The sequence below is a fragment of the Mesorhizobium sp. B2-4-19 genome (assembly GCF_006441315.1).
Taxonomy (GTDB): Bacteria; Pseudomonadota; Alphaproteobacteria; order Rhizobiales; family Rhizobiaceae; genus Mesorhizobium.
This window is the reverse complement of sequence record NZ_VFUV01000011.1, coordinates 116643-138651: the sequence shown is the minus strand read 5'-3', so window position 1 is coordinate 138651 and position 22009 is coordinate 116643. Positions and strand designations below refer to the sequence as shown.

The following is a 22009-nucleotide window of genomic DNA, read 5'->3' as shown; positions in this document are numbered from 1 at the left end:
ATAATCGCCACAATGCGTTGCATAGATCGGACGCAATCATTGGCTCCCAGACGGCGACATGGCTCCGCAGGCACCTGTACTCAACCAACCGCTATTCAGCGAACCCGGCGCGCGCGACGGGCGCCGCTTGCTGGCGCTGCCTGGCGTGGTGGCGGTCGTCGGCGCCCTGGTCATGGCGGCCATTTCATTCACCATCCTGGTTGGCGCGACGCCGATCGCGCCTGACGCCAGGACGACCTGGGCGCTGATCGCGCTCAACGCCGCTTTCGTGCTGTTCCTTATGGCGCTGGTCGGGCGCGAGGTGCATCGCATCGTCATGGCGCGCCGGCATGGCAAGGCGGCCTCGCGGCTGCATGTGCGCATCGTTGCCATGTTCGCGCTGGTTGCCGCCATTCCCGCCATCATGGTGGCCATCATCGCCTCGATCACGCTCGATATCGGCCTCGATCGCTGGTTCGAGATTCGCACCAAGACGATCGTCAATTCCTCGTTATCGATCGCCGATGCCTATGTTCAGGAAAATGCCCGCAACTTGCAGGGCACAACGCTGTCGATGGCCTATGATCTCGACGCGTCGCGAACACTCTACGGCCTTGATCGCACAGGCTTTCTCGACCTCCTGAACAAGGAGGCGGTGGGCCGGTCGCTGGCCCATGCGGCATTGATCAAGCCCGACGGTTCGTTTGTCATGAGCGCGCAGACCGATGCCGATTTCGCCATGCCGGAACCGCCGGAAGGCGCAGTCAGCAGCGCCACCGACGGCAAACCGGTGCTGATAGAGCCGCGCACCCGCAACATCATGGGCGCCATCGTCAAGCTGCGCGAGATTGAGGGCCTCTACCTCTACACCATCCGCCTTGTCGATCCCGAAGTGATCAAGGCGCGGCAGATCGTCAGGTCCAACACCGATGAGTATCGCAATCTCGAAGACAACAGGCGCACCTCGCAAGTGGCCTTCGCGCTGCCCTATCTGTCGCTGACCCTGATCATCATCTTGTCGGCGATCTGGACCGGCATCGCCGTCGCCGACCGTCTCGTGCGGCCGATTCGCCAGCTCATCGGCGCTGCCGACGAGGTGGCGACAGGCAATCTGGACGTCGCGGTTCCGGTCAGGCCTTCCGACGGCGACGTCGCCTCGCTGGGCGACACCTTCAACAAGATGCTGCTGGAGCTGAAATCGCAACGCAACGAGATCCTGTCGGCAAAAGACCTGATCGACGAACGGCGGCGCTTTTCCGAAGCCGTGCTTGCCGGTGTCACCGCCGGCGTCATCGGCGTCGATCCCTACGGCATCGTCACCATCGTCAACCGGTCGGCCGAATCCATGCTGGCCATCTCCGCCAGTGCCGCACTCGGGCAGAACCTTTCCGCCATTCTGCCGCATGTTGGCCGTGTCTTCGAGATCGGCCGGCAGTCGGGCAAGCCCGTCTACCGAGAGCAGGTGACGTTCTTCCGCGCCGGGACCGAGCGTACTTTCAACGTGCAGATCACCGTCGAGGCGGGCGATGACGGCTCGGAGGAGAAATCCTACGTCGTGACCGTCGACGACATCACCGATCTGGTCCAGGCGCAGCGTTCTTCCGCCTGGGCCGATGTGGCGCGCCGCATCGCCCACGAGATCAAGAACCCGCTGACGCCGATCCAGCTTTCGGCCGAGCGCATCAAGCGCCGCTATGGCAAGGTCATCACCGAAGACCGTGAGGTTTTCGACCAATGCACCGACACCATCATCCGGCAGGTCGAGGACATCGGCCGCATGGTCGACGAATTCTCCGCCTTCGCGCGCATGCCCAAGCCCGAGATGAAGGCCATCGATCTGCGCGAATCGCTGCGTGAGGCGTCCTTCCTGGTCGAGGTCAGCCGCGCCGACATCACCTTCGAGCGGATTTTCGGCAACGAACCGCTCAAGGGCACGTTCGACAGCCGCCTTTTGGCGCAGGCTTTCGGCAATGTAATCAAGAACGCCGCCGAGGCGATCGATGGACTGGAACAAAAGGACGGTTCGCACGGCATAATCCGGATTCAAGCCGGCCGTCAGAATGGCGCGATTCGAATCGACGTCATCGACAATGGCAAAGGCCTGCCGCGGGAGAATCGCCAACGATTGCTCGAGCCCTATATGACCACGCGCGAGAAGGGCACCGGGCTTGGTCTCGCTATCGTCAAGAAGATCGTGGAGGACCATGGCGGCAGGCTGGAACTTCATGACGCGCCTGCGGACTTCCATGGCGGCCGCGGGGCGATGATCAGCATCATCCTGCCGCCCGCGGCCGTCACGCCGTTGCGCGGCGAAGGCAAGACGGAACACGAAAGAGAAACTGAAAAGGTCGGTAATGGCGTCTGATATTCTCATCGTCGATGACGAGGAAGACATCCGCGAGCTCGTCGCAGGCATACTGAGCGACGAAGGTCACGAAACCCGTACGGCATTTGACGCCGACAGCGCGTTGGCGGCCATTGCCGATCGGGCGCCGAGGTTGATTTTCCTCGACATCTGGCTGCAGGGCTCGCGCTTGGACGGCCTGGCGCTGCTCGACGAGATCAAGACCATGCATCCCACTCTGCCGGTGGTGATGATCTCCGGCCACGGCAACATCGAAACGGCGGTTTCGGCCATCCGCCGTGGCGCCTATGATTTCATCGAGAAGCCGTTCAAGGCCGACAGGCTGATCCTCATCGCCGAGCGTGCGTTGGAAACCTCGAAGTTGCGGCGCGAGGTTTCCGACCTCAAGCAGCGCAGCGGCGAGACCTTCGACCTGATCGGCATGTCGTCGGCGATGAGCCAGCTGCGCCAGACCATCGAGCGCGTGGCGCCGACCAACAGTCGTGTGATGATCATCGGCCCGTCCGGATCAGGCAAGGAACTGGCGGCGCGGGCCATCCACACGCTGTCGGCCCGCAAGGGCGCGCCGTTCGTGACGCTGAGCGCTGCCAACATCACGCCCGAGCGCATGGAGATCGAACTGTTCGGCACCGAATCGAACGGTGTCGAGCGCAAGGTCGGCGCGCTGGAAGAAGCCCATCGCGGCATCCTCTACATCGACGAAGTGGCCGACATGCCGCGCGAGACGCAGAACAAGATCCTGCGCGTGCTGGTCGAGCAGCAGTTCGAGCGGGTAGGGGGCACCAAACGGGTCAAGGTCGATGTCCGCATCATCTCCTCGACCTCGCAGAACCTGGAAGCCATGATCGCCGACGGGCGTTTCCGCGAGGATCTCTACCATCGCCTGGCGGTGGTTCCGGTGATGGTGCCGGGGCTGGCCGAACGGCGCGAGGATATCCCCTATCTCGTCGACAATTTCATGAAGCAGATCGCCCGCCAGGCCGGCATCAAGCCGCGCCGTATCGGCGACGATGCGCTTGCCGTGCTGCAGGCGCACAATTGGCCGGGCAACGTGCGTCAGCTGCGCAACAATGTCGAGCGTCTGATGATCCTGGCGCGCGGCGATGACGTCGATGCGCCGATCACCGCGGACCTTCTGCCGTCCGAGATCGGCGATGTCATGCCGCGCACGCCGAATCAGTCCGACCAGCACATCATGGCGCTGCCGCTGCGCGAGGCGCGCGAACAGTTCGAGAAGGACTATCTGATCGCCCAGATCAACCGCTTTGGCGGCAACATCTCGAAGACCGCCGAGTTCATCGGGATGGAGCGCTCGGCGCTGCACCGCAAACTGAAGTCGCTGGGCGTCTGACGCGCGGGACCTGTGCTGAACAGCGCGTGGTCCAAGCATTTGCCGGTTACGGCGGCGGCGGAATCGCATAAGAAAGCCCGAGATTTTTCAGGGGTCGCCAATGCCGCGCATTGCCTATGTCAACGGGCGCTATGTCGCTCACGCGAACGCTTCCGTGCATATCGAGGATCGCGGCTATCAGTTCGCCGATGGCGTCTATGAGGTCTGCGAGGTGGCGCGCGGCTTCATCGTCGACATGCCGCGCCATCTTGCCCGGCTCAACCGCTCGCTGACCGAATTGTCGATTGCATGGCCGGTCGCGCGCAACGTGCTGCCGCTCATCCTGCGCGAAGTGGTCAACCGCAACCATGTCGTCAACGGCCTGGTCTATGTGCAGGTAACGCGCGGTGTCGCCAGCCGCGAGTTTGTTTTCCCGTCGGCGGACACCAAGCCGTCTTTGGTGGTTACTGCCAAAAAGGCCGATCCGGCGGCTGGAGCAAAGCGAGCGGAGACCGGGATCGCGGTCATTACCGTGCCAGAGAATCGCTGGGACCGGGTCGATATCAAGACCGTCGGACTGCTGCCCAATGTATTAGCCAAGCAAAAAGCCAAGGAGGCCGGCGCGCAGGAGGCATGGTTCGTCGACACCGAAGGCAACGTCAAGGAAGGCGGCTCGTCTAACGCCTGGATCGTCACCAGGGACGGCGTCCTGGTTACCAGACCAGCCGATCACGGCATCCTGCGCGGCATCACCCGCACGACCATGTTCGAGGTCGCGGCAAAGCTCGGCCTGAAGATCGAAGAGCGCGGTTTTTCCGTCGCCGAGGCCAAGGCGGCGCGCGAGGCGTTCATCAGTTCCGCCACGACGATCGCCATGCCGGTCGTGGCCATTGACGGCGATCCTGTGGCCAACGGGCACCCCGGCTCAGTGACACTTTCGTTACGGCAGGCCTTTTTTGACATTGCGGAAAAAAGTCCAGCCTGATAACCGCACAGGTGGAATGAACATCAATATATCTCGTTCTGCTTGTCGTTACTGACGACAAGACGGTGTTTGCGCGCTTGACATGTGCCCGACAATTTGGCGCATTGGCTTGCAAACCGAAGGGGATCGGCGAAAGACAAGAACAATGGCGGAACGATCGCAAAACCTTCAGGACCTGTTCCTGAATTCAGTTCGCAAGAGCAAGAACCCGCTCACCATCTTTCTCATCAACGGCGTGAAGCTGACCGGCGTGGTCACTTCGTTCGACAATTTCTGTGTGCTGCTGCGCCGCGATGGTCACTCCCAGCTCGTCTACAAGCACGCCATTTCCACGATCATGCCGAGCCAGCCGGTTCAGATGTTCGATGGCGAGGAAAGCCAGGGCGCCTGATTGGCACGTGAGAAGGACGCGGACGGCACGGTTCGCGGAAAACCAGCGCATCATCCCGGGACGGAAGCCAAGGGGCCGACCCGGGCTGTCGTCATTGTGCCCGTGCTTACCCGTCAGCCGCGCGGCGACGACGACACCAACCGCCCGCGGCTGACGCGTTCGGTCGACGCTCGCCATGACGAGGCGGTCGGCCTTGCGCGCGCCATCAATCTCGACCCTGTCCATACGGCTGTCGTGACGGTCAACGATCCGCGTCCAGCAACCTTGCTCGGCAGCGGCAAGGTCGAAGAGTTCGCTCAGATCGTCAAGGACAACGACGCCGAGCTGGTCATCGTCGACCATCCGCTGACCCCGGTGCAGCAACGCAATCTCGAGAAGGAAATGCATGCCAAGGTTCTGGACCGAACCGGGCTGATCCTAGAAATCTTTGGCGAGCGCGCCCGCACCAAGGAAGGCACGCTGCAGGTCGAGCTTGCCCATCTCAACTATCAGAAGGGCCGCCTGGTCCGCAGTTGGACCCACCTTGAACGCCAGCGCGGTGGCGCCGGCTTCCTCGGCGGTCCCGGCGAAACCCAGATCGAATCCGACCGGCGGCAGTTGCAGGAAAAGATCATCAAGCTGAAGCACGAGCTGGAAACGGTGCGTCGCACCCGCGACCTGCATCGCGCCAAGCGCAAGAAAGTGCCGTTCCCGGTGGTGGCGATCGTCGGCTACACCAATGCCGGCAAGTCGACGCTGTTCAACCGGCTGACCGGGGCGGACGTGCTGGCGCAGGACATGCTGTTCGCCACGCTCGATCCGACGCTGCGCCGCGTGCGCCTGCCGCATGGCACGCCGATCATCCTGTCGGACACGGTCGGCTTCATCTCCGACCTGCCGACGCATTTGATCGCGGCTTTTCGCGCCACGCTGGAAGAAGTGGTCGAAGCCGATCTCGTCATCCATCTGCGCGACATTTCCGATCCCGACACGGCCGCCCAGGCCGAGGATGTCGAGCGCATCCTGGCCGACCTCGGTGTCGACGCCGGTGACACCAAGCGTGTGATCGAAGTCTGGAACAAGATCGATCTGCTGGACGAAGGCAACAGGAGCCGCCTGCTTGCCGATGCCGCAGACGGCAGCAAGGGTCCGCCGATCGCCATATCGGCGGTGACCGGCGAGGGCATCGATGCGCTTAAGGCGCTCATCGAGACGCGCATGGCGGGCGAGCTCGAAGGTCTGACGGTGACGATCGAGCCGGCACAGTTTGGCCTTGTCGATTGGCTGTATCGCAATGGCGATATCGTTTCGCGCACCGACAATGAAGACGGCAGCGCCACCATCTCGCTCAGGGCTACACAAAGCGCCCGCGAAGAGATCGAAAGCCGATTGCGTCGCAAAAACAACGGCTAGGCCGGAGCAATTATAGGAAAAGTGTAAACGCGTTTCCGTCCCGAATTGCCGATCTACAGGCCTACTTCGCGCTCTTCGCTTCCTGCCAGAGCGCTTCCATCTCGTCCAGGGTGGCCTTCTCCAGTGTGTTGCCGGACTTCTCAAGAGCCTGCTCGACATAGTGGAAGCGCGAGCGGAATTTTTCGTTGGTGCCGCCCAACGCGGCTTCCGAATCGAGCTTGAGATGACGGCCGAGATTGACGACGGCGAACAGCATGTCGCCGAACTCGTCCTTGATCGAGGCCGTCTCGCCCTTCGCCAGAGCCTCGCGCAACTCGCCGATCTCCTCCTCGATCTTGTCGAGGATGGGGGCTGCCTCGCTCCAGTCGAAGCCGACACGGGCAGCCTTCTCCTGAAGTTTTAGCGCCCGCGTCAAAGCGGGCAGGGCGACCGGAACACTGTCCAGAAATCCCTTGCCATTGTCTTCGGGATCGAGGCCGCGCGCGAGACGGCCTTGCCGTTTCTCCGCCTTCTCCTCGGCCTTGATCTTCTCCCACATGCCCTTGGCCATGCCGGCGCCTCGGGCTTCCTCGTCGCCGAAGACATGCGGGTGGCGCCGGATCATCTTGGTGGTGATGGCCTGGACGACATCCGGGAAGGCGAATTCGCCCGCTTCCTCGGCCATTTGCGCGTGGTAGACGACCTGCAACAGGAGGTCGCCGAGCTCATCGCGCAGATCGTTGAGGTCACCGCGCGCGATGGCATCCGCCACCTCGTAGGCTTCCTCGATCGTATAGGGCGCGATGGTCGAGAAATCCTGCTCGATGTCCCAGGGGCAGCCGGTTTTCGGCGCGCGCAGCGCGGCCATGATCTCGATCAGGCGCGAAATGTCTTTGGATGGCGTCATGCGGCGGATGCTATCCTGCGACCCGACGCACGGCCAACACTGTCAGCCGGCGAGGGGGCCTTGTCCACAGCTGAGCCGCTTCAGTCAAGCACGGAGACGATCGCCTTGGCGAGGTCGTCCATGCCGTCCTCCGGCAATCCAGCGACGTTGATGCGGCTATCGCCGACCATGTAGACGCCGTGCTCGGCACGCAAACGCTCGACCTGCGCTTCCGTGAGACCAAGCCGCGAGAACATGCCGCGATGGCTGGCGACGAACTCGAAGCGGTCGGAGTTGGACTGCCGGCGCAGCGCCTCGGCGAATGCCACGCGAAGCCTCAGCATGCGCAGGCGCATCTCTTCCAACTCGGCTTCCCAGTCGGCGCGCAGGCTTGCGTCTTCCAGCACGATGCGCACCGCCGCCGCGCCATGGTCCGGCGGCATTGAATACATGGCGCGTGCGGCCGACAGCATCTGGCTCATCGCCACGTCGGCCTGCGCGCTGTCCCCGGCCAAGACCATCGCCGCGCCGACACGATCGCGATAGACGGCGAAGTTCTTCGAGCAGCTCGAGGCAACAACCATTTCCGGAACTTTCGCCGCCAGAAGGCGCAGGCCGAGGGCGTCGGCCTCGAGGCCGTCGCCAAAGCCCTGATAGGCGATGTCGACGAATGGCAGCAGGCCGCGCTCGACGACCAGATCGGTGACGGCCTGCCACTGCCCCGCGTCGAGGTTGGCGCCGGTCGGGTTGTGGCAGCAACCATGCAGCAGCACCACGTCGCCGCTCTCGGCCGTCCGCAACGCCGCCAGCATGTCGTCGAAACGAACAGCACCGGAGGCCGCGTCGAAATAGGGATACTCGCGGATCTGCAGGCCGGCTGCGCGCATCACCGGCATGTGGTTCGGCCATGTCGGGTCCGACAGCCAGATCGTGGCGTCCGAACGCGTTCGCTTGAGCAGCTCCGCCACCAGGCGAAGCGCACCGGAGCCGCCGGGCGCCTGTGCCGCCCGGATGCGCGTCATGTCCGCGCCGGGGCCGAAGGCAAGCTTGGCCATCACCGCGTTGAAGCCGGTGTCGCCGGCGAGCCCGAGATAGGTCTTGGTGTCCTGGCTGTTCAGCAGCCGCTTTTCGGCCTCATGCACGGCGCGCATCACCGGCGTCTTGCCGTCGCGATCCTTGTAGACGCCGACGCCGAGGTCGACCTTGTTGGGACGCGGATCGGCGCGATAGAGGCCGATCAGGGCCAGGATCTTGTCGGCGGGAGCTGGCTGCAGGTCTTCGAACATCGTTATGGTTCCGTTGGCGCGGCGGAGTGATACGCAAATCGAAGGCGCTTCGCCAGCGGTTTTAATTGCGCAAAACGGAGGGCGGCACCCCAGGGGCGCGGTCTTTCGAAACGATAGCAGCTATTCTAATTGCAGCGTATGCGTCGCTTCGAAAGCGGCTCAAGGAATGACTGCCTCATGCTCGTACGGCTGACGATGATCTGCAACGGCGCCACGGCCGCCACCCGGCGGGGTTCGTTTCCGCTCGATGAGCCGCTGGAGCCGCGCTCGCTGACGCAGGCGAAGGCGATGCGCGGGACGCTGCGCCGCGCCGACCGCGCATGGACAGCTCCCGCGCTTCGCGCCCGCCAGACCGCCGAGGCGCTATCGCTGGACGCATCGGTCGAACCGCTCCTGGCGGACCAGGATCATGGAAGCTGGGCCGGGAAGAGTTTTGAAGACGTGCAGGCACAACAGCCCGGCGACATCGCCGCTTGGCTGACCGACCCCAACGCAGCGCCGCACGACGGCGAGTCGCTGGCCGACGTTGGCCGCCGGGCTTCCGAGTTGATGGACCGCTTGATGGCCGAGCGTGGCCACACCATCGCGCTTACCCATGCCAGCGTCATTCGCACCGCGATCGTGCATGTTCTGCGTGCTCCGCTTGCCGCCTATTGGAAGATCGATATCGAGCCGCTGAGCATCACCGATTTTCGCAGCGACGGCCGCAGATGGGTGTTGCGCGCTTGCGGTGTGACGACGCCCAAATCGGCAAAACCACTTCGTCCCTGAGAGCCAGGCAGGCGAGGGCACCGCAAACGCGACCCTCGAGCGAAACCGGGCAAGAAAAATGGCACGGGTCGGGATTAATATCCCCACATGCTCCGTAAACAGGGCATGAAACGGTCGATGCCACGCTTTGACATCATAGGACAGCTCGGATCGCTGCGGCGCTATGCGCAGTCGCTGACGCGCGACAGCGCGGATGCCGAGGATCTCGTGCATGACGCGCTGGTGCGCGCCTATGAGCGGCGCGGCACCTTCCGCTCGGGCGCAAACCTGCGTGCCTGGCTGCTGTCCATCGTCCACAACGCGTTTATTGACCGCATGCGCTCGCGCCGCTCGGAAGTCGTGCGCATCGAACAGGCCGGATACTTCGCCGACGCCGCTACGCCGGCGCCGCAGGAACATTCGGTGCGCTTGGCACAGGTGCGGGACGCCTTTTTCAACCTGCCGGAAGAGCAGCGCTCGGCGCTGCATCTGGTCGCCATCGAAGGGCTTTCCTACCAGCAGGCGGCCAATGCCACCGGCGTGCCGCTGGGCACGCTGATGTCGCGCATCGGCAGGGCGCGCGCGGCACTGCGCCAGATGGAAGACGCCACCCCGGCGCGCGGAAGAAATCATCTCAGGATCGTGGGAGGTGAGCCATGAGCGCTCTTGTCGACCCTGTGACGGAAACCGACCTCGACGCCTATGTCGACGACCAGCTGGATGTCACCCGCCGCATCGAGGTCGAAGCCTTCCTGTCGACTCGCCCGGAGGCCGCCGCGCGCGTCATGTCGGATCTGCGGACCCGCGATGAACTGCGCGTGGCGCTTGCCGGCTCCAAGGGCATGGCGCGGCCGGCCACCGCTGACGCGGCGCGGCGGCTGGAGAGGGGACTTGTCCGTGGCCGCATCTTCGGCGTGCTGCAGCGTGCTGCTGCCGTTGCCGCCTTCGTTGCAGCCGGCTGGCTGGCAAACGGCATCATCGGGCCGATGTCGGTAACCAAGGTCGTCGCGTCGCCGCAGCCGCCCGCCTATGTCGACGAGGCGGTGCGCGCGCACCGGACGACGCTGGTGCGCGAGACCATGCCCTCGCAGCCGGAAGCGCCCAACTACAGTGCCGGCGAGATCCGTGCGGCGACCGCGATCGTCATGCCGTCACTGCCAAAGGACTGGAAGGTGCGCGACGTGCAGATCTACCCGTCGCGCTTCGGCCCGAGCGTCGAGATGGCTGTCGACACCAAAGATATGGGCCTGGTGTCGCTGTTTGCGATCCGGCCGGGAACCTTCGACGTGGTCAAGCCGACCGTCGCGCCGTCGGGCGACATTTCCTCGGCCTATTTCCAGATCGGCGAGGTCGCCTATGCGGTGGTCGCGAGGAGCGGGGTCCATGATCTCGACCGCGCCGCCGAGACGCTTGCCAGAACGCTTTACTGACCGATCCACAAAGGAGACTGCAAATGAACACGCCCAATCTGGGATATCGCGTCGGCGCCGGCGCCCAGGCCGGAGCCGTCTTTGACGAGGGCCTGCGCCAGCATATGCTGCGCGTCTACAACTATATGGGCCTTGGCCTCGTGGTCACCGGCCTGGTCGCCTTCCTGGTGTCGTCGACGCCGGCGCTCTACGTGCCGATCTTCTCCAGCCCGTTGAAATGGGTGGTGATGCTGGCGCCGCTCGCCTTCGTCATGCTGTTTTCGTTCAAGATGCAGACCATGTCTGCGGCCAGCGCCCAGGCGATGTTCTGGGCCTTCTGCGCGGTGATGGGCCTGTCGCTCGCCTCCGTGTTCCTGGTCTTCACCGGCACCAGCATCGCGCGCACCTTCTTCATCGCCGCCACCATGTTCGGCGCCACCAGCCTCTACGGCTACACGACCAGGCGCGACCTGACCCAGTTCTCGTCCTTCCTGATCATGGGCTTGATCGGCGTGGTGATCGCCAGCATCGTCAACATCTTCCTCGGTTCGACCGCGCTGCAGTTCGCCATTTCGGTGATCGGCATCGCCGTCTTCATCGGCCTGACCGCCTGGGACACGCAGACGATCAAGGAACAATATGCCGAGAATTTCGACGCGGAATCGCGCCAGAAGCTGGCTGTTTTCGGTGCTCTCTCGCTCTACCTGAACTTCATCAACATCTTCCAGCTGCTGCTGAACTTCACCGGTGAGCGCGAGTAGCGACTGTTCGCCACGGGCAAGGGTGGGGTTCTCGCCCTTGATGCGGACAGGTGGCCGGAGGAGAGATCCTCCGGCCACAATTCGTTCGGGCCGCACCTTGAGTCCCCAAGAGGTTTTGCTAGTCTGCCGCCGCACCAGCCTTCAACACCGGCCCGCGAGGACATGTGGCACAGGACAGCCAAACGCTTCATGGCGACGGCATCTCGGCTGTTGTAACAGGGCAGGGCGCCGAACTGGTTTCGCTGCAGGATGGGCGGGGATTTGAGTTTCTGTGGCAGGCCGGGCCGGAGTGGCGGCGCCATTCGCCGGTGCTGTTCCCGATCGTTGGTCGGCTGAAGAGCGATCGACTGCGTCATCGCGGCCGAACCTATCCGATGACGCAGCACGGCTTCGCTCGAGACAAACCGTTCGCCTGGCAGGAGAGGGGACCCCGCTCCTGCACGCTGGTGCTCACCGACGACGCCGACACGCGTGCGCATTACCCCTTCGCCTTTCGCCTTGCCGTCACCTATACGCTGGACCGACAGCAGCTCGATGTGACCCTGCAAGTGACCAACACCGGCGACGAGAAATTGCCGGCCTCGATCGGTGCTCATCCTGCATTCAACTGGCCGTTGCTGCCGGAGTTGCCCAAGGAGGCCTATCGGCTGACCTTTGCCGCGAGTGAGCCGGGGCCGGTTCGTCGCCTGAAGGACGGCCTTCTCGTCTCGGAAACGCGACCGACGCCCATCGATGGCAGAACGCTTGCGCTGTCCGAACGACTGTTCGATGACGACGCCGTGATCCTGGATCGGCCCGCCAGCACCAGTGTGCGATATGCAGCCGAGCGCGGTCCGGCGATCGAAATGTCATGGCAGGGAGCCGAAGAGCTGGGTATCTGGTCCAAGCCCGGCGGTGCGCCCTTCCTGTGCATCGAGCCCTGGCATGGTATTGCGAGCCCGGCCGATTTCGACGGCGAGTTCAGCGACAAGCCCGGCGTGATGCTGATCGAACCGGGGGCGAAGCGTTCGCTAAGCTACCGGATCGGTCTGGAGCAGGGGCGGCGGTAACCGACCGAGCTGCAGAGCCACAGCGTGCATCGGCGCATTTCAGCGGCCGGCGCCACGTGACGGGAAGGTTTTGCGATGGGTTTCAAACCTGCCGGGCGATGGTGCCGATCACATTGACGAGAAGGCGCGCGGCGGTCTGGGCCGACAGGCCGCCAATGTCGGCGGGCGGATAGAGCTCGACAAGGTCGAATCCCGCGATCCTGGCCCGCTTGCCGAGGCCGGCGATCAGGTCGATCGCCTGCGTGTAGGTGAGGCCGCCGGGGGTACGCGCCGCCACGCCCGGCATGATGCCGGGATCAAGGCTGTCGCAGTCGAAAGTGACGACCACCCGTGCGCCTTCCGGAACATGCCTGAGCGCCGCCTCCACACCTTGAGCATGAACCTCGCGCGCGGTCACGAAACGGCTGCCATAGTGCCGCGCGGCTTCGATTTCAGCGAGGCGCGCGCTGCCGACGCCGCGCAGGCCTACTTGCACCATGCCCGCGACATGCGGCATCTCGCTTGCCCTTCGCATCGGGCTGGAATAGCCGTGGCGTTCTCCATGCACCTCGTCGCGCCAGTCGATATGGGCGTCGATCTGCAGGATCCAGATCGGTCCGTGATCCGCAAAGCCGGCAAGGAATGGAATGACGACGGAATCGTCACCGCCAAGCAGGATCGGCACGGCCGGCAACGCCAGGACCTCGCGCGTCTTCGCCTCGATCCGGGCCCTGTTTTCGGCATTGTCGTGCAGGATGGTCGAGATGTCGCCGGCATCGACGCAGCAGACCGGCTTGCCGTCGAACAACGGGCCGTCAAGATCGAAGTCCCAGTGCCCGACAAGCGGTGCGTCGTCCTGGCTGGCCGCACGGATGGCGTTGGCCGCCAACGCATGGGCGCTGCTGTCCTTGCCGGGATAGGTGCTGCCGTGGCCGGCGCCGAAGATCACCGCACGAGGCGTGCGGCCCTCCGCGAGGCGATCGGGAAGAGCGAGAAAGGAAGGTGAGGCGGTCATTTGTTGATGGTCCTGAGTTCCAGCGCGACCCCAGGCTAGTTGCTTCGTCGCTTCGATGCCATCACGGAAAATCGCCTGCGGGCTAGAGCTCGACAGGATGAGTTTGCGGATCACGCATGGGGCAAAGCGGGCCTTCGGTTCTTATGACCTGAATGGAGGAGCCACAGGGATAACTTTGGCGGCAAAGGGCCTTGTCCAACGTCCAGCGTTTACGATGTCCGCAAGTCGCATAAGATAGATTATGGAACTTATGTGTTGGCCAGCATCTGGGAATTGCCGCTGATTTTCAGAATCCTCGTGACTATCGCAGCGAGAAATGGGTCGTGCATCACGGGCTATGAACGGATTGGAGCGCTGCGATATTCGCCCCAAAGCGCAGAGCACCTTCATGAGAGCCCGTTCGTATCACGCTGATTCATAGGGAATTTCGATCACCATGCCGTCATAGGCCGGGGCGACGTTGGCCGGCACTTCGCCCTTGACCGTGGCATAGTCGAGCGGCACGTGCATGTGGGTCAGCACGGCATTCCTCGGTGTCAGCCTCTCGATCCAGCCGAGCGCCTGGCCTAGCGACAGATGGCTGGGATGTGGGTTGTATTGCAACGCGTCGATGACCAGAATCTCCAGGCCGCGCAGCCGCTCGGCGGTGGCGTCGGGAAAATCGCTGATATCAGGGCAATAGGCCAGCCCTCCAACGCGGAAGCCGAGCGAGATGATGTCGCCATGAATCTGCGGCAGCGGTTCGAGGGCGAGGGCACCCCCCTCGCCTTCGATCATGACGGGCTTTGCGTGGTCGATGATATGCGCCCGCACGATCGGCGGATAAGAACTGCCCGGCGGCGTCTCGAAGCAATAGCCGAATGCCTGCCGCAGGCGCAGCATCGTCGGCTGGTCGGCATGGATGTCGATCAGGTGGCGCTGCTCGAGCACATAGCCGCGCAGATCGTCGATGCCGTGAATATGGTCGGCATGTGGGTGCGTGTAGACGACGGCGTCGATGCGTTTGACCGACGCAAGCAGCATCTGCTCGCGGAAATCCGGCCCGGTGTCGATGACCACGGTGGTACGGCCGCCATCGGCCGCAATCCGTTCGACCAGCGCTGCCGTGCGCATGCGCCGGTTCCTCGGATTGGTCGAGTCGCAATTGCCCCAGTCGCCGGTGATGCGCGGCGTACCTGGCGACGAGCCGCAGCCGAGAATGGTGAGGCGCAGCCGGTCAGTCATCGTTCAGCCGCTCAGCTCAGCAGGTCGCGGCATCTTGCCGAACAGGCGGAAGAAATTGTTCGTCGTCAGATCCGCGATTTCAGCTTCGCTGACACCAATCGTCTCCGCCAGCACCTTGGCGGTGTGCGCGACATAGGCCGGCTCATTGCGCTTGCCGCGAAACGGGATCGGCGCCAGATAGGGTGCGTCGGTTTCGACGAGCAGCCGGTCATGCGGCACGTCGGCGGCGATGGCGCGCAATTCGGCAGAGTTCTTGAAGGTCAGGATGCCCGAGAACGACACGTAGCCGCCGAGCGAGACGCCCACCTCGGCCAGCCGGCGTCCGGAGGAGAAACAATGCAGGATGAAGGGGAAGATGCCTTTCCCTGTTTCGTCCTCGAGAATGGCTGCCATGTCGTCATCGGCATCGCGCGAATGGATGACGAGAGGCAGGCCGGTCTCGCGAGCGGCGGCAATGTGATTGCGAAAGCCCTGCGCCTGCGCATCGCGCGGCGCCTTGTCGTAGAAATAGTCCAAACCCGCTTCGCCGATTGCCACCACCTTCGGGTGTGCCGACAGGCGGATCAGCTCCGCCGACGTCACGTCCAACTCTTCCGCCGCATTGTGCGGATGGGTACCGATAGAGCAGTAGACATCGTCGAAAGTTTCCGCGATTTCAAGTATTTGCTGAAACCGCTTCACGCGGGTCGAGATCGTTACCATACGGCCAATTCCGGCCGCTTTGGCGCGGGCGACAATGGCCGCCCGCTCCTCGGCGAAATCTGGAAAATCCAGATGGCAGTGGCTGTCGACAAGCATCAGGTGTTCGCGCTCGGCTGTTCGACGTAACGTGGAAACACGCCTTCCGGTACCGGCAAGGCAGTGCCCGGCACCAGCGCATGGGAGGCGTGGACATGCGCGAAATCACGTTTGTCCGCGGGCACCGCCAGCAGGTCGAGCAGCTTCGCTGCCGATCCAGGAATGAAAGGCTGGCACAGCACCGCCACGCGCCGCACCAGTTCGGCGGTCGTCCACAGCACCGTTTCCATCCGTTCCGGATCGGTTTTCTTCAGCGCCCATGGTGCCTGTCCAGCGAAGTATCGATCGGCTTCCGCCACCACATCGAAGATCGCCGCCAGTGCCAAATGAATGCCTTGCCCGGCCATGGCTTTGCGCGCGGTGGCCAGAGCGGTCACCGTCTGATCCAGGATCGCGCTGTCGGCTTCCGTCAAATCGCCGCGCTTCGGCACCACGCCGCCGCAGTTCTTGGCGATCATCGACAGCGACCGCTGCGCCAGATTGCCGAGGCCATTGGCAAGATCGGCGTTGGTGCGGTTGACGATCGCTTCATGGCTGTAGCTGCCATCCTGGCCGAACGGCACCTCGCGCAGGAAAAAGTAGCGCACCTGGTCGAGACCGTAATGCTCGATCATAGTGAACGGGTCGATGACGTTGCCGACCGATTTCGACATCTTCTCGCCACGGTTGAACAGGAAGCCGTGGCCGAAAACCCGCTTCGGCAGCGGGATGCCGGCCGACATCAGGAAGGCCGGCCAGTAAACCGCATGGAAGCGCACAATGTCCTTGCCGATGATGTGGGCATCGGCCGGCCAGAAGCGCCATTTCTCATCGTTTTCATTGGGATAGCCAACACCGGTGATGTAATTGGTCAATGCGTCGACCCAGACATACATCACATGCTTGTCGTCGCCCGGCACAGGCACGCCCCAGTCGAAGGTCGTGCGCGAGATCGACAGATCCTTCAGTCCCGATTTGACGAAACTCATCACCTCGTTGCGGCGCTCGGCGGGGCCGATGAAGTCGGGCTGGCTTTCATAAAGCGCGATGAGCTTGTCCTGGTAGGCCGAGAGGCGGAAGAAATAACTCTCTTCCTCGACCCATTCAACCGGCGTTCCCTGCGGTCCGTAGCGGACATTGTCGGGACGGACCTCCGTCTCCTCCTCGCCGTAATAGGCTTCGTCGCGCACCGAGTACCAGCCGGCGTAGCCGCCCTTGTAGATGTCGCCATTTGTGTCCATCGCCTTCCAGATCGCCTGCGAGGACGCATAGTGCCGCTCTTCCGTGGTGCGGATGAAATCGTCGTTGGAGGCGTTGAGCGCGGTCGCCATGCGCTTGAAATCGGCCGAGTTGCGATCGGCCAGCTCGCGCGCCGAAATGCCTTCGCGCTTCGCCGTCTGCAGCATCTTGATGCCGTGCTCATCGGTGCCGGTGAGGAAGAAGACCTGCTTGCCGTCGAGGCGCTGGAAGCGCGCAAGCGCGTCGGTGGCGATCAGCTCGTAGGCATGGCCGATATGCGGCTTGCCGTTTGGATAGGAAATCGCGGTCGTGATGTAGAATGTGTCGCGTGACATGAAAGAACCGTCATGAATGTCCGAATGAATGTGAGGCGGTGGATATCGCATCGAGACAGCGATTGCCATCCCGACACGAGGCTGGGCCAGTCACATTCGCATTGCGGAATTCAGGCGGTCGATCATGATCAAGGCGTGCTGCTTCTTGTCGAGATTGTAGGTATCGGTTTCAGATATCGCGTCCAGCGCCTCGTGCCAAGTGTCCGACAGCGTTTTCGCCCTTGCGAGGTCGCCTGCGAGCGCAGCCTGGCTTGCAGCATCCGATAAAAGGTCGAGCGCCCGGCGGTTGAAGATATCGAACTGGATCGCCTGGTCGCGGCCGGCGACGGCTTCGGCGAGCCGATAGGCGCCGCCTATGTCGTTTTTTCCCTTCGCCACCAGCGCGTCGAGCGTCGAGGCGATCTCCAGCCCGCCATATTGCGTCAAAAGGATCGCGTTGCGGGCGCTGCCCCCTGCCCGCTCGACCAGTGCCGCCCGCGCGGCCGGATCGTCCGGCGGCGGCGGCTCGGCTGTTTCCAGCACCGCCATCAACTCGTCGGCGTGGAGCGGTGTCAGGCGTATCACCTGGCAACGTGAGCGGATCGTCGGCAGCAGGCTGCCCGGCGCATGGACGATGAGAATGAACAGCGTTCGCGCCGGCGGCTCCTCAAGATTCTTCAGCAAGGCATTGGCCGCATTGGCATTCATGTCGTCGGCCGGATCGACGATGACGACCCGGTAGCTGCCGTCATGCGAGGTCATCGACAGGAAGCGGCTGACCCGGCGGATCTCGTCGACGGTGACGACCGTCTTGAAGCTCTTGGTCTTGTCGTTCATCGGCCGGGTCAGATGCAGCACGCCCGGATGCGCCCCGGTCGCGATCTGGCGAAACAGCGGTGAGGCCGGATCGGGACTGGCAAGACTTTCCGGCGCCTGCTCGAAGGCCGGGTGCTTCAAGAGATGGTGCGCCAGGTGGAAGGCCAGCGTCGCCTTGCCGATGCCGACCGGTCCGGCGAAGATCAGCGCATGCGGCAGCTTTCCCGATCGATAGGCGGCGGCGAGCATGTCGGCCGCCTGCCTGTGCCCGACCAGACGAGGCGTTTCGGACGGTTCGGGCACGCCGTCCAGCGTATCATGCTGTTCCGGCGCGATGCGTTCGAAGATCATACGGGTGCGGCCTGCCTGTTGCGCGCGGGCGTCCTCGCCTCCAGCGCCGCGAATACGGCCGCGGTGACGACATCCTCCACCGTATTGGGATCGGCGGAGGCATCGACGACGATGCAGCGTTCCGGCTCGGCCGTGGCGATCGCCAGAAAAGCCTCGCGCCGGGCCTGATGAATGGCCAGCGTTTCCTTCTCGAAGCGGTCGGCGTCGGCCTCGCTGCCGCGCCGCAGCGTCGCGCGCCTGAGGCCCTCGGCCGGATCGATATCGAAAATCAGCGTCATATCGGGCATCATGCCATTGATGGCGACCTGTTCCAGCGCCGCCATGAACGCCGGGTCGATCCCGCCGGTGACGCCCTGGTAGACGCGCGAGGAATCCAGGAAGCGGTCGCAGAGCACGATGGAGCCGCGCTCGACGGCCGGCCGGATGACCTGCTCGACATGGTCGGAGCGCGCGGCGGCAAAGAGCAGCGCTTCCATCTTCGGTCCGAATGGCTCGGCGGCACCCGAAAGCAGCACATGCCGGACCGCTTCGGCGCCCGGCGAGCCGCCCGGTTCGCGCGTCAGCAGGACATCATACTTCTTGGCGCGCATCTTTCTCGCCAGCCGCTCGATCTGCGTCGACTTGCCTGCGCCCTCGCCGCCTTCGAAGGTGATGAAAAATCCGCGCGCCAATCGAGAGGGCCTTTGTCCAGGTGGATTGTTGCGCTCTAGATAGTCCGCGTTCGGGAAAACGTCCATGCCGTCGGTGCTATCGCAGCCAGCCGATCGCCAGTTCCTTGACGGCATCGAGCGCGCGCTGCGGCAATGTGCCGACGCCGATCGATTCGGCTGCGAAAAGCGGCGTCTCCTGGCTCAGCGTGTCGCCGATCCAGACGCGCAGCGCACCCACCGGCTGGCCCTCCTCCACGGGCGCCGCAACCGGGCCGGTGTAGACGATCCTGGCCGCCAGCTTGTCGCGGTTGGTGATCGGCAGGAAGATGTCGATCGGTCCTTTTGCCTTGAGCATCACGCCGGATTTCGCACCGCCGAAAACCTGGGCCTCGCCGACCACCTCGTCCTTGGCGAAGATCTCGGTCTTCTCGAAGGAGCGCGCGCCCCAGTCGAGCAGCTTTCGCGCCTCCTCGGCACGCTCCTTGTCGTTGGCCAACCCGCTCATCGCCATGACCACCCGCGTGCCGTTGTGAGCGACCGAAGCGACGATGCCGAAGCCGGCCCCCTCGCTGGCACCGACGGCCAGACCGTCGGCGCCGATGTCCATGGCCAGCAGCGGATTGCGGTTCTTCTGCGAGATCTTGTTCCAGGTGAAATCCTTCAGCCCGTAGTAGCGGTAGAAATCCGGATAATCGCGCCACAAATGCAGCGCCAACTGCGCCAGCTCGCGCACCGTCGTCTGCTGGCCGTCGGCCGGCAGGCCGGTCGAATTGACGAAGGTCGATGTTTTCAGGCCGATCTGGTGGGCGCGCTCGGTCATTTGCGCGGCAAAATTGTCCTCGGATCCGGCCATGCCTTCGGCGATGACGATGCAGCCGTCATTGGCCGCCTGCACCGTCACGCCCTGGATCAGGTCTTCGAGCCGGATCGCGGATTTGAGCTTGGCGAACATCGTCGATGTGCCCGATGGCGCGCCGCCCTTGCGCCAGGCGTTTTCGCTGACCACGAACGTGTCGTCGAGCTTGAGACGCCCGGACTTGATGGCGTTGAAAACCACCTCCATGGTCATCAGCTTGGCCATCGAGGCCGGCGGGATCGGCTTGTCGGCGTCTTTCGAGAACAGCACCGTGCCGGTGTCGGAATCGATCATGAAGGCCTGTGTGGCCTTGGTCTCGAAAAGCTGCGCTTGGGCTGGTGCGAGGCAAAGCAGCAGCAAAGCCAGTCCCAGAAAGCCGGCAAATGGCGGAAAGGCGCGCAACTGCATGAAATCTCGACCCGTTTGCCGGTTTTGGCACAGCCAAGCTATCAGGGTTTTTTCCGCCGGATCAACCGCCCGGGCAAAATAGATCAGTTGCGCACAGCCAGCGCATCGGGTGCGCCATGCGACCATGCCGCCTGCAGCAACTCGTCCAGGCCGCCATGGCCATTGGGATAGAGATTGACGGCATACCAGTCGTTGCCGTCGAGATCGGAACGCTGGATTTCCGTTCGGCCGAAGGGCTGAAGTGCCGTCGCCACGCGCCTGGCTTCGGCGGCGTCGTCGAACGTGCCGGCGGCGACATAGTCGGCATTGGACGGCGCCGCTTGCGGATTGGACTTCTTCCACGACCTCAGGATGTCGGCGGGTGACATGCCGCTGTCGTCCAGCGCGGCAAAGACGTCGCCGCGCTGCACGCGCTCATCCGCATAGGACAGCGAGGCCACCGCGAATGGCGACTGCGGCGGCAGGCCGATTTCCGGGCGCTCCGGCACGATCGGCCCGAAGTCAGGCAGTGCCAGATCGCCGAAAGCCGGCGCCTGCGCCGACAGAGACGGTTGCGCCGCCTCGCCGGAATCCGTCAACTGACCCGGGAACGGCACGGCGGCCGCGCCCACAGGCACGCTTGGCGACGGTCCGTTCATGGCGACCATGACGCCGGTCGGCAGGCCATCCGACGGATCCGGAATCCTGTTGCCTGGATGATAGGAGGCCATCAGATATCGGTCGTCATTGCCGTCGAGCGGCGCGCGACCGACATATTCGACCTTGACCTTCGCCGTGCCGACCTTGTCGTAGTCGAGCATCTGCGCCGCACGCTCAGAGACGTCGATGATGCGGCCCTCATGATACGGCCCGCGGTCGTTGACGCGCACGATGACCGAACTGCCGGTTTCGAGGTTGGTGACACGGGCGTAACTGGGCAGCGGCATGGTCGGGTGCGCGGCCGTCAGATGCGTCATGTCGTAGACTTCGCCATTGGCGGTCAGCCGGCCATGGAAGGCGTCGCCATACCAAGAGGCCAGGCCGACCTTGGCGTAGTGCCGATCTTCCTTGGGATAGTACCACTTGCCGCGCACCTGGTAAGGCTTGCCGAGTTGGTCGCGACCACCGCCGCGCCGCATGAAGCCGGCGCGCGGGCTCGCCTTCACGCCATATTCGGTTTCGGCGAAATATTCCTTGGAGCGATGCTTGGGATTGACCATCGCCTTCGGCTCGGGCTGCGACGCGCAAGCCGCCAGCAAGGCAGCCGACGCAGCCAACAGCGTAAGCGTGGAAGCGCGACGAAGACGCGGGCGCGTCGTAGCCTGCATTATCCTGAAATCCCCTACAGTCTCAATCAAGACGCCGTCGTATGAACAGCAGAGGAGCCAAAGCACTCGCTCGACAAGACCAACGGCACCCTGAACCCCGATCCTTTGTGCGCAGGAATTGTTTATCACGGTATTAATTGATTGTGGCCGGAACCGGGCAAGATTGTGGCGGCGCCCTGCTGCGTGGTTCAGTGAAGGAACACGCGCGGCCACGCATGCCGGTTGACAGGCCTTTGCCGGGCACACTAGAGCAGTCGAATGTGATGGACAGTCACTGGAGGGATGGCCGAGCGGTTTAAGGCACCGGTCTTGAAAACCGGCGTGGGCGCAAGTTCACCGTGGGTTCGAATCCCACTCCCTCCGCCACAACCTCTTGGTTTGTCTACGCAAAATTCGTTGACGAACCCACAACCCTGAAGCAGACTCCCTGCAACATTTTGGGATGCCACTGCAACAATGGTGCAACAGCTATCCTGTTGCACCGAGACCCGATTCGAGCCACTTGGGGATG

20 protein-coding genes and 1 tRNA gene are annotated in these 22009 nt (G+C 63.5%); 11 read left to right on the top strand and 10 right to left on the bottom strand.

From position 1 onward, the window contains the following. Positions 1-58: 58 nt before the first annotated feature. The 5 genes from FJ546_RS19645 (at position 59) to hflX (ending at position 6442) form a co-directional block, all read left to right on the top strand. On the top strand, positions 59-2344 hold the full coding sequence (locus tag FJ546_RS19645; RefSeq protein WP_140890837.1) for a PAS domain-containing sensor histidine kinase: 2286 nt from the start codon (positions 59-61) through the stop codon (positions 2342-2344). Continuing rightward, positions 2334-3695 (top strand): sigma-54 dependent transcriptional regulator, encoded by a 1362-nt coding sequence (locus tag FJ546_RS19640; RefSeq protein WP_010909346.1) that lies wholly within the window; start codon positions 2334-2336, stop codon positions 3693-3695. Before FJ546_RS19645 ends, FJ546_RS19640 begins: the two co-directional genes overlap by 11 nt. A 100-nt stretch (positions 3696-3795) precedes the next feature. After that, on the top strand, positions 3796-4659 hold the full coding sequence (locus FJ546_RS19635; RefSeq protein ID WP_140890836.1) for a D-amino-acid transaminase: 864 nt from the start codon (positions 3796-3798) through the stop codon (positions 4657-4659). Between the two features lie 145 nt (positions 4660-4804). Continuing rightward, positions 4805-5050 carry an RNA chaperone Hfq gene (hfq, locus tag FJ546_RS19630; RefSeq protein ID WP_006202172.1) on the top strand — a complete coding sequence of 82 codons (246 nt, stop codon included), beginning with the start codon at positions 4805-4807 and terminating at the stop codon, positions 5048-5050. After that, complete coding sequence (gene hflX, locus FJ546_RS19625) at positions 5051-6442, top strand: GTPase HflX (protein ID WP_140890835.1); 1392 nt, start codon at positions 5051-5053, stop codon at positions 6440-6442. It abuts the gene before it with no gap. A 61-nt stretch (positions 6443-6503) separates the two neighbouring features. Here hflX and mazG read toward each other — a convergent pair whose 3' ends face one another. Together mazG and FJ546_RS19615 are read right to left on the bottom strand one after the other, a co-directional pair. Next, on the bottom strand, positions 6504-7328 hold the full coding sequence (gene mazG, locus FJ546_RS19620) for a nucleoside triphosphate pyrophosphohydrolase (protein WP_140890834.1): 825 nt from the start codon (positions 7326-7328) through the stop codon (positions 6504-6506). A gap of 80 nt (positions 7329-7408) precedes the next feature. Then, entirely contained in the window at positions 7409-8593 is a 1185-nt protein-coding gene (locus FJ546_RS19615) for an amino acid aminotransferase (protein WP_140890833.1), read from the bottom strand. Between the two features lie 177 nt (positions 8594-8770). Between FJ546_RS19615 and FJ546_RS19610 the strand changes: the two genes are divergently transcribed. From FJ546_RS19610 to FJ546_RS19590, 5 genes are all read left to right on the top strand, one after another. After that, complete coding sequence (locus FJ546_RS19610) at positions 8771-9364, top strand: histidine phosphatase family protein (RefSeq protein ID WP_140890832.1); 594 nt, start codon at positions 8771-8773, stop codon at positions 9362-9364. Positions 9365-9451: 87 nt separating this feature from the next. Then, positions 9452-10003 (top strand): sigma-70 family RNA polymerase sigma factor, encoded by a 552-nt coding sequence (locus tag FJ546_RS19605; protein ID WP_140890831.1) that lies wholly within the window; start codon positions 9452-9454, stop codon positions 10001-10003. Beyond that, the gene (locus FJ546_RS19600) at positions 10000-10773 is read left to right on the top strand and encodes an anti-sigma factor (protein ID WP_095775750.1); all 774 of its coding nucleotides are present in this window, start codon (positions 10000-10002) and stop codon (positions 10771-10773) included. The genes FJ546_RS19605 and FJ546_RS19600 overlap by 4 nt, the downstream gene beginning before the upstream one ends. A 23-nt stretch (positions 10774-10796) precedes the next feature. Further along, positions 10797-11513 (top strand): Bax inhibitor-1/YccA family protein, encoded by a 717-nt coding sequence (locus tag FJ546_RS19595; RefSeq protein WP_140890830.1) that lies wholly within the window; start codon positions 10797-10799, stop codon positions 11511-11513. Between the two features lie 164 nt (positions 11514-11677). Further along, positions 11678-12562, top strand: a complete 885-nt coding sequence (locus FJ546_RS19590; RefSeq protein ID WP_140890829.1) for an aldose 1-epimerase family protein — start codon at positions 11678-11680, stop codon at positions 12560-12562. Between the two features lie 82 nt (positions 12563-12644). Here FJ546_RS19590 and FJ546_RS19585 read toward each other — a convergent pair whose 3' ends face one another. The 8 genes from FJ546_RS19585 to FJ546_RS19550 all read right to left on the bottom strand — a co-directional run bounded on the left by FJ546_RS19585 (position 12645) and on the right by FJ546_RS19550 (position 21498). Continuing rightward, the gene (locus tag FJ546_RS19585) at positions 12645-13556 is read right to left on the bottom strand and encodes an agmatinase (protein WP_140890828.1); all 912 of its coding nucleotides are present in this window, start codon (positions 13554-13556) and stop codon (positions 12645-12647) included. Positions 13557-13961: 405 nt separating this feature from the next. Next, entirely contained in the window at positions 13962-14780 is an 819-nt protein-coding gene (locus FJ546_RS19580) for an MBL fold metallo-hydrolase (protein WP_140890827.1), read from the bottom strand. 3 nt (positions 14781-14783) lie between these two features. Further along, positions 14784-15578, bottom strand: a complete 795-nt coding sequence (locus FJ546_RS19575; protein WP_140890826.1) for a TatD family hydrolase — start codon at positions 15576-15578, stop codon at positions 14784-14786. Continuing rightward, on the bottom strand, positions 15578-17131 hold the full coding sequence (gene metG / locus FJ546_RS19570; RefSeq protein WP_140890825.1) for a methionine--tRNA ligase: 1554 nt from the start codon (positions 17129-17131) through the stop codon (positions 15578-15580). Before metG ends, FJ546_RS19575 begins: the two co-directional genes overlap by 1 nt. 90 nt (positions 17132-17221) lie before the next feature. Continuing rightward, the gene (locus FJ546_RS19565) at positions 17222-18277 is read right to left on the bottom strand and encodes a DNA polymerase III subunit delta' (protein ID WP_140890824.1); all 1056 of its coding nucleotides are present in this window, start codon (positions 18275-18277) and stop codon (positions 17222-17224) included. Beyond that, a complete protein-coding gene (gene tmk / locus FJ546_RS19560) occupies positions 18274-18948 on the bottom strand; it encodes a dTMP kinase (protein ID WP_181167999.1) in 675 nt (224 codons plus the stop codon). Before tmk ends, FJ546_RS19565 begins: the two co-directional genes overlap by 4 nt. Positions 18949-19024: 76 nt before the next feature. Beyond that, positions 19025-20191, bottom strand: coding sequence for a D-alanyl-D-alanine carboxypeptidase family protein (locus tag FJ546_RS19555; RefSeq protein ID WP_140890822.1), 1167 nt, complete (start codon positions 20189-20191; stop codon positions 19025-19027). Between the two features lie 83 nt (positions 20192-20274). Beyond that, the gene (locus FJ546_RS19550; RefSeq protein ID WP_140890821.1) at positions 20275-21498 is read right to left on the bottom strand and encodes a septal ring lytic transglycosylase RlpA family protein; all 1224 of its coding nucleotides are present in this window, start codon (positions 21496-21498) and stop codon (positions 20275-20277) included. A gap of 276 nt (positions 21499-21774) precedes the next feature. On the opposite strand from FJ546_RS19550, the gene FJ546_RS19545 reads away from it, so the two are divergent. Further along, a tRNA-Ser gene (locus FJ546_RS19545) sits at positions 21775-21864 on the top strand. Positions 21865-22009 lie beyond the last annotated feature (145 nt).

What these genes read in the sequence shown, in the direction of transcription:
- FJ546_RS19610 (WP_140890832.1), top strand. Translation starts at nt 8,771, where the DNA reads ATGCTCGTACGGCTGACGATGATCTGCAACGGCGCCACGGCCGCCACC.
- FJ546_RS19605 (WP_140890831.1), top strand. Translation starts at nt 9,452, where the DNA reads ATGCTCCGTAAACAGGGCATGAAACGGTCGATGCCACGCTTTGACATC.
- FJ546_RS19640 (WP_010909346.1), top strand. Translation starts at nt 2,334, where the DNA reads ATGGCGTCTGATATTCTCATCGTCGATGACGAGGAAGACATCCGCGAG.
- metG (WP_140890825.1), bottom strand. Translation starts at nt 17,131, where the DNA reads ATGTCACGCGACACATTCTACATCACGACCGCGATTTCCTATCCAAAC.
- FJ546_RS19555 (WP_140890822.1), bottom strand. Translation starts at nt 20,191, where the DNA reads ATGCAGTTGCGCGCCTTTCCGCCATTTGCCGGCTTTCTGGGACTGGCT.
- FJ546_RS19585 (WP_140890828.1), bottom strand. Translation starts at nt 13,556, where the DNA reads ATGACCGCCTCACCTTCCTTTCTCGCTCTTCCCGATCGCCTCGCGGAG.
- FJ546_RS19615 (WP_140890833.1), bottom strand. Translation starts at nt 8,593, where the DNA reads ATGTTCGAAGACCTGCAGCCAGCTCCCGCCGACAAGATCCTGGCCCTG.
- FJ546_RS19600 (WP_095775750.1), top strand. Translation starts at nt 10,000, where the DNA reads ATGAGCGCTCTTGTCGACCCTGTGACGGAAACCGACCTCGACGCCTAT.
- FJ546_RS19575 (WP_140890826.1), bottom strand. Translation starts at nt 15,578, where the DNA reads ATGCTTGTCGACAGCCACTGCCATCTGGATTTTCCAGATTTCGCCGAG.
- hfq (WP_006202172.1), top strand. Translation starts at nt 4,805, where the DNA reads ATGGCGGAACGATCGCAAAACCTTCAGGACCTGTTCCTGAATTCAGTT.
- FJ546_RS19595 (WP_140890830.1), top strand. Translation starts at nt 10,797, where the DNA reads ATGAACACGCCCAATCTGGGATATCGCGTCGGCGCCGGCGCCCAGGCC.
- mazG (WP_140890834.1), bottom strand. Translation starts at nt 7,328, where the DNA reads ATGACGCCATCCAAAGACATTTCGCGCCTGATCGAGATCATGGCCGCG.
- FJ546_RS19565 (WP_140890824.1), bottom strand. Translation starts at nt 18,277, where the DNA reads ATGATCTTCGAACGCATCGCGCCGGAACAGCATGATACGCTGGACGGC.
- FJ546_RS19645 (WP_140890837.1), top strand. Translation starts at nt 59, where the DNA reads ATGGCTCCGCAGGCACCTGTACTCAACCAACCGCTATTCAGCGAACCC.
- FJ546_RS19635 (WP_140890836.1), top strand. Translation starts at nt 3,796, where the DNA reads ATGCCGCGCATTGCCTATGTCAACGGGCGCTATGTCGCTCACGCGAAC.
- FJ546_RS19550 (WP_140890821.1), bottom strand. Translation starts at nt 21,498, where the DNA reads ATGCAGGCTACGACGCGCCCGCGTCTTCGTCGCGCTTCCACGCTTACG.
- FJ546_RS19580 (WP_140890827.1), bottom strand. Translation starts at nt 14,780, where the DNA reads ATGACTGACCGGCTGCGCCTCACCATTCTCGGCTGCGGCTCGTCGCCA.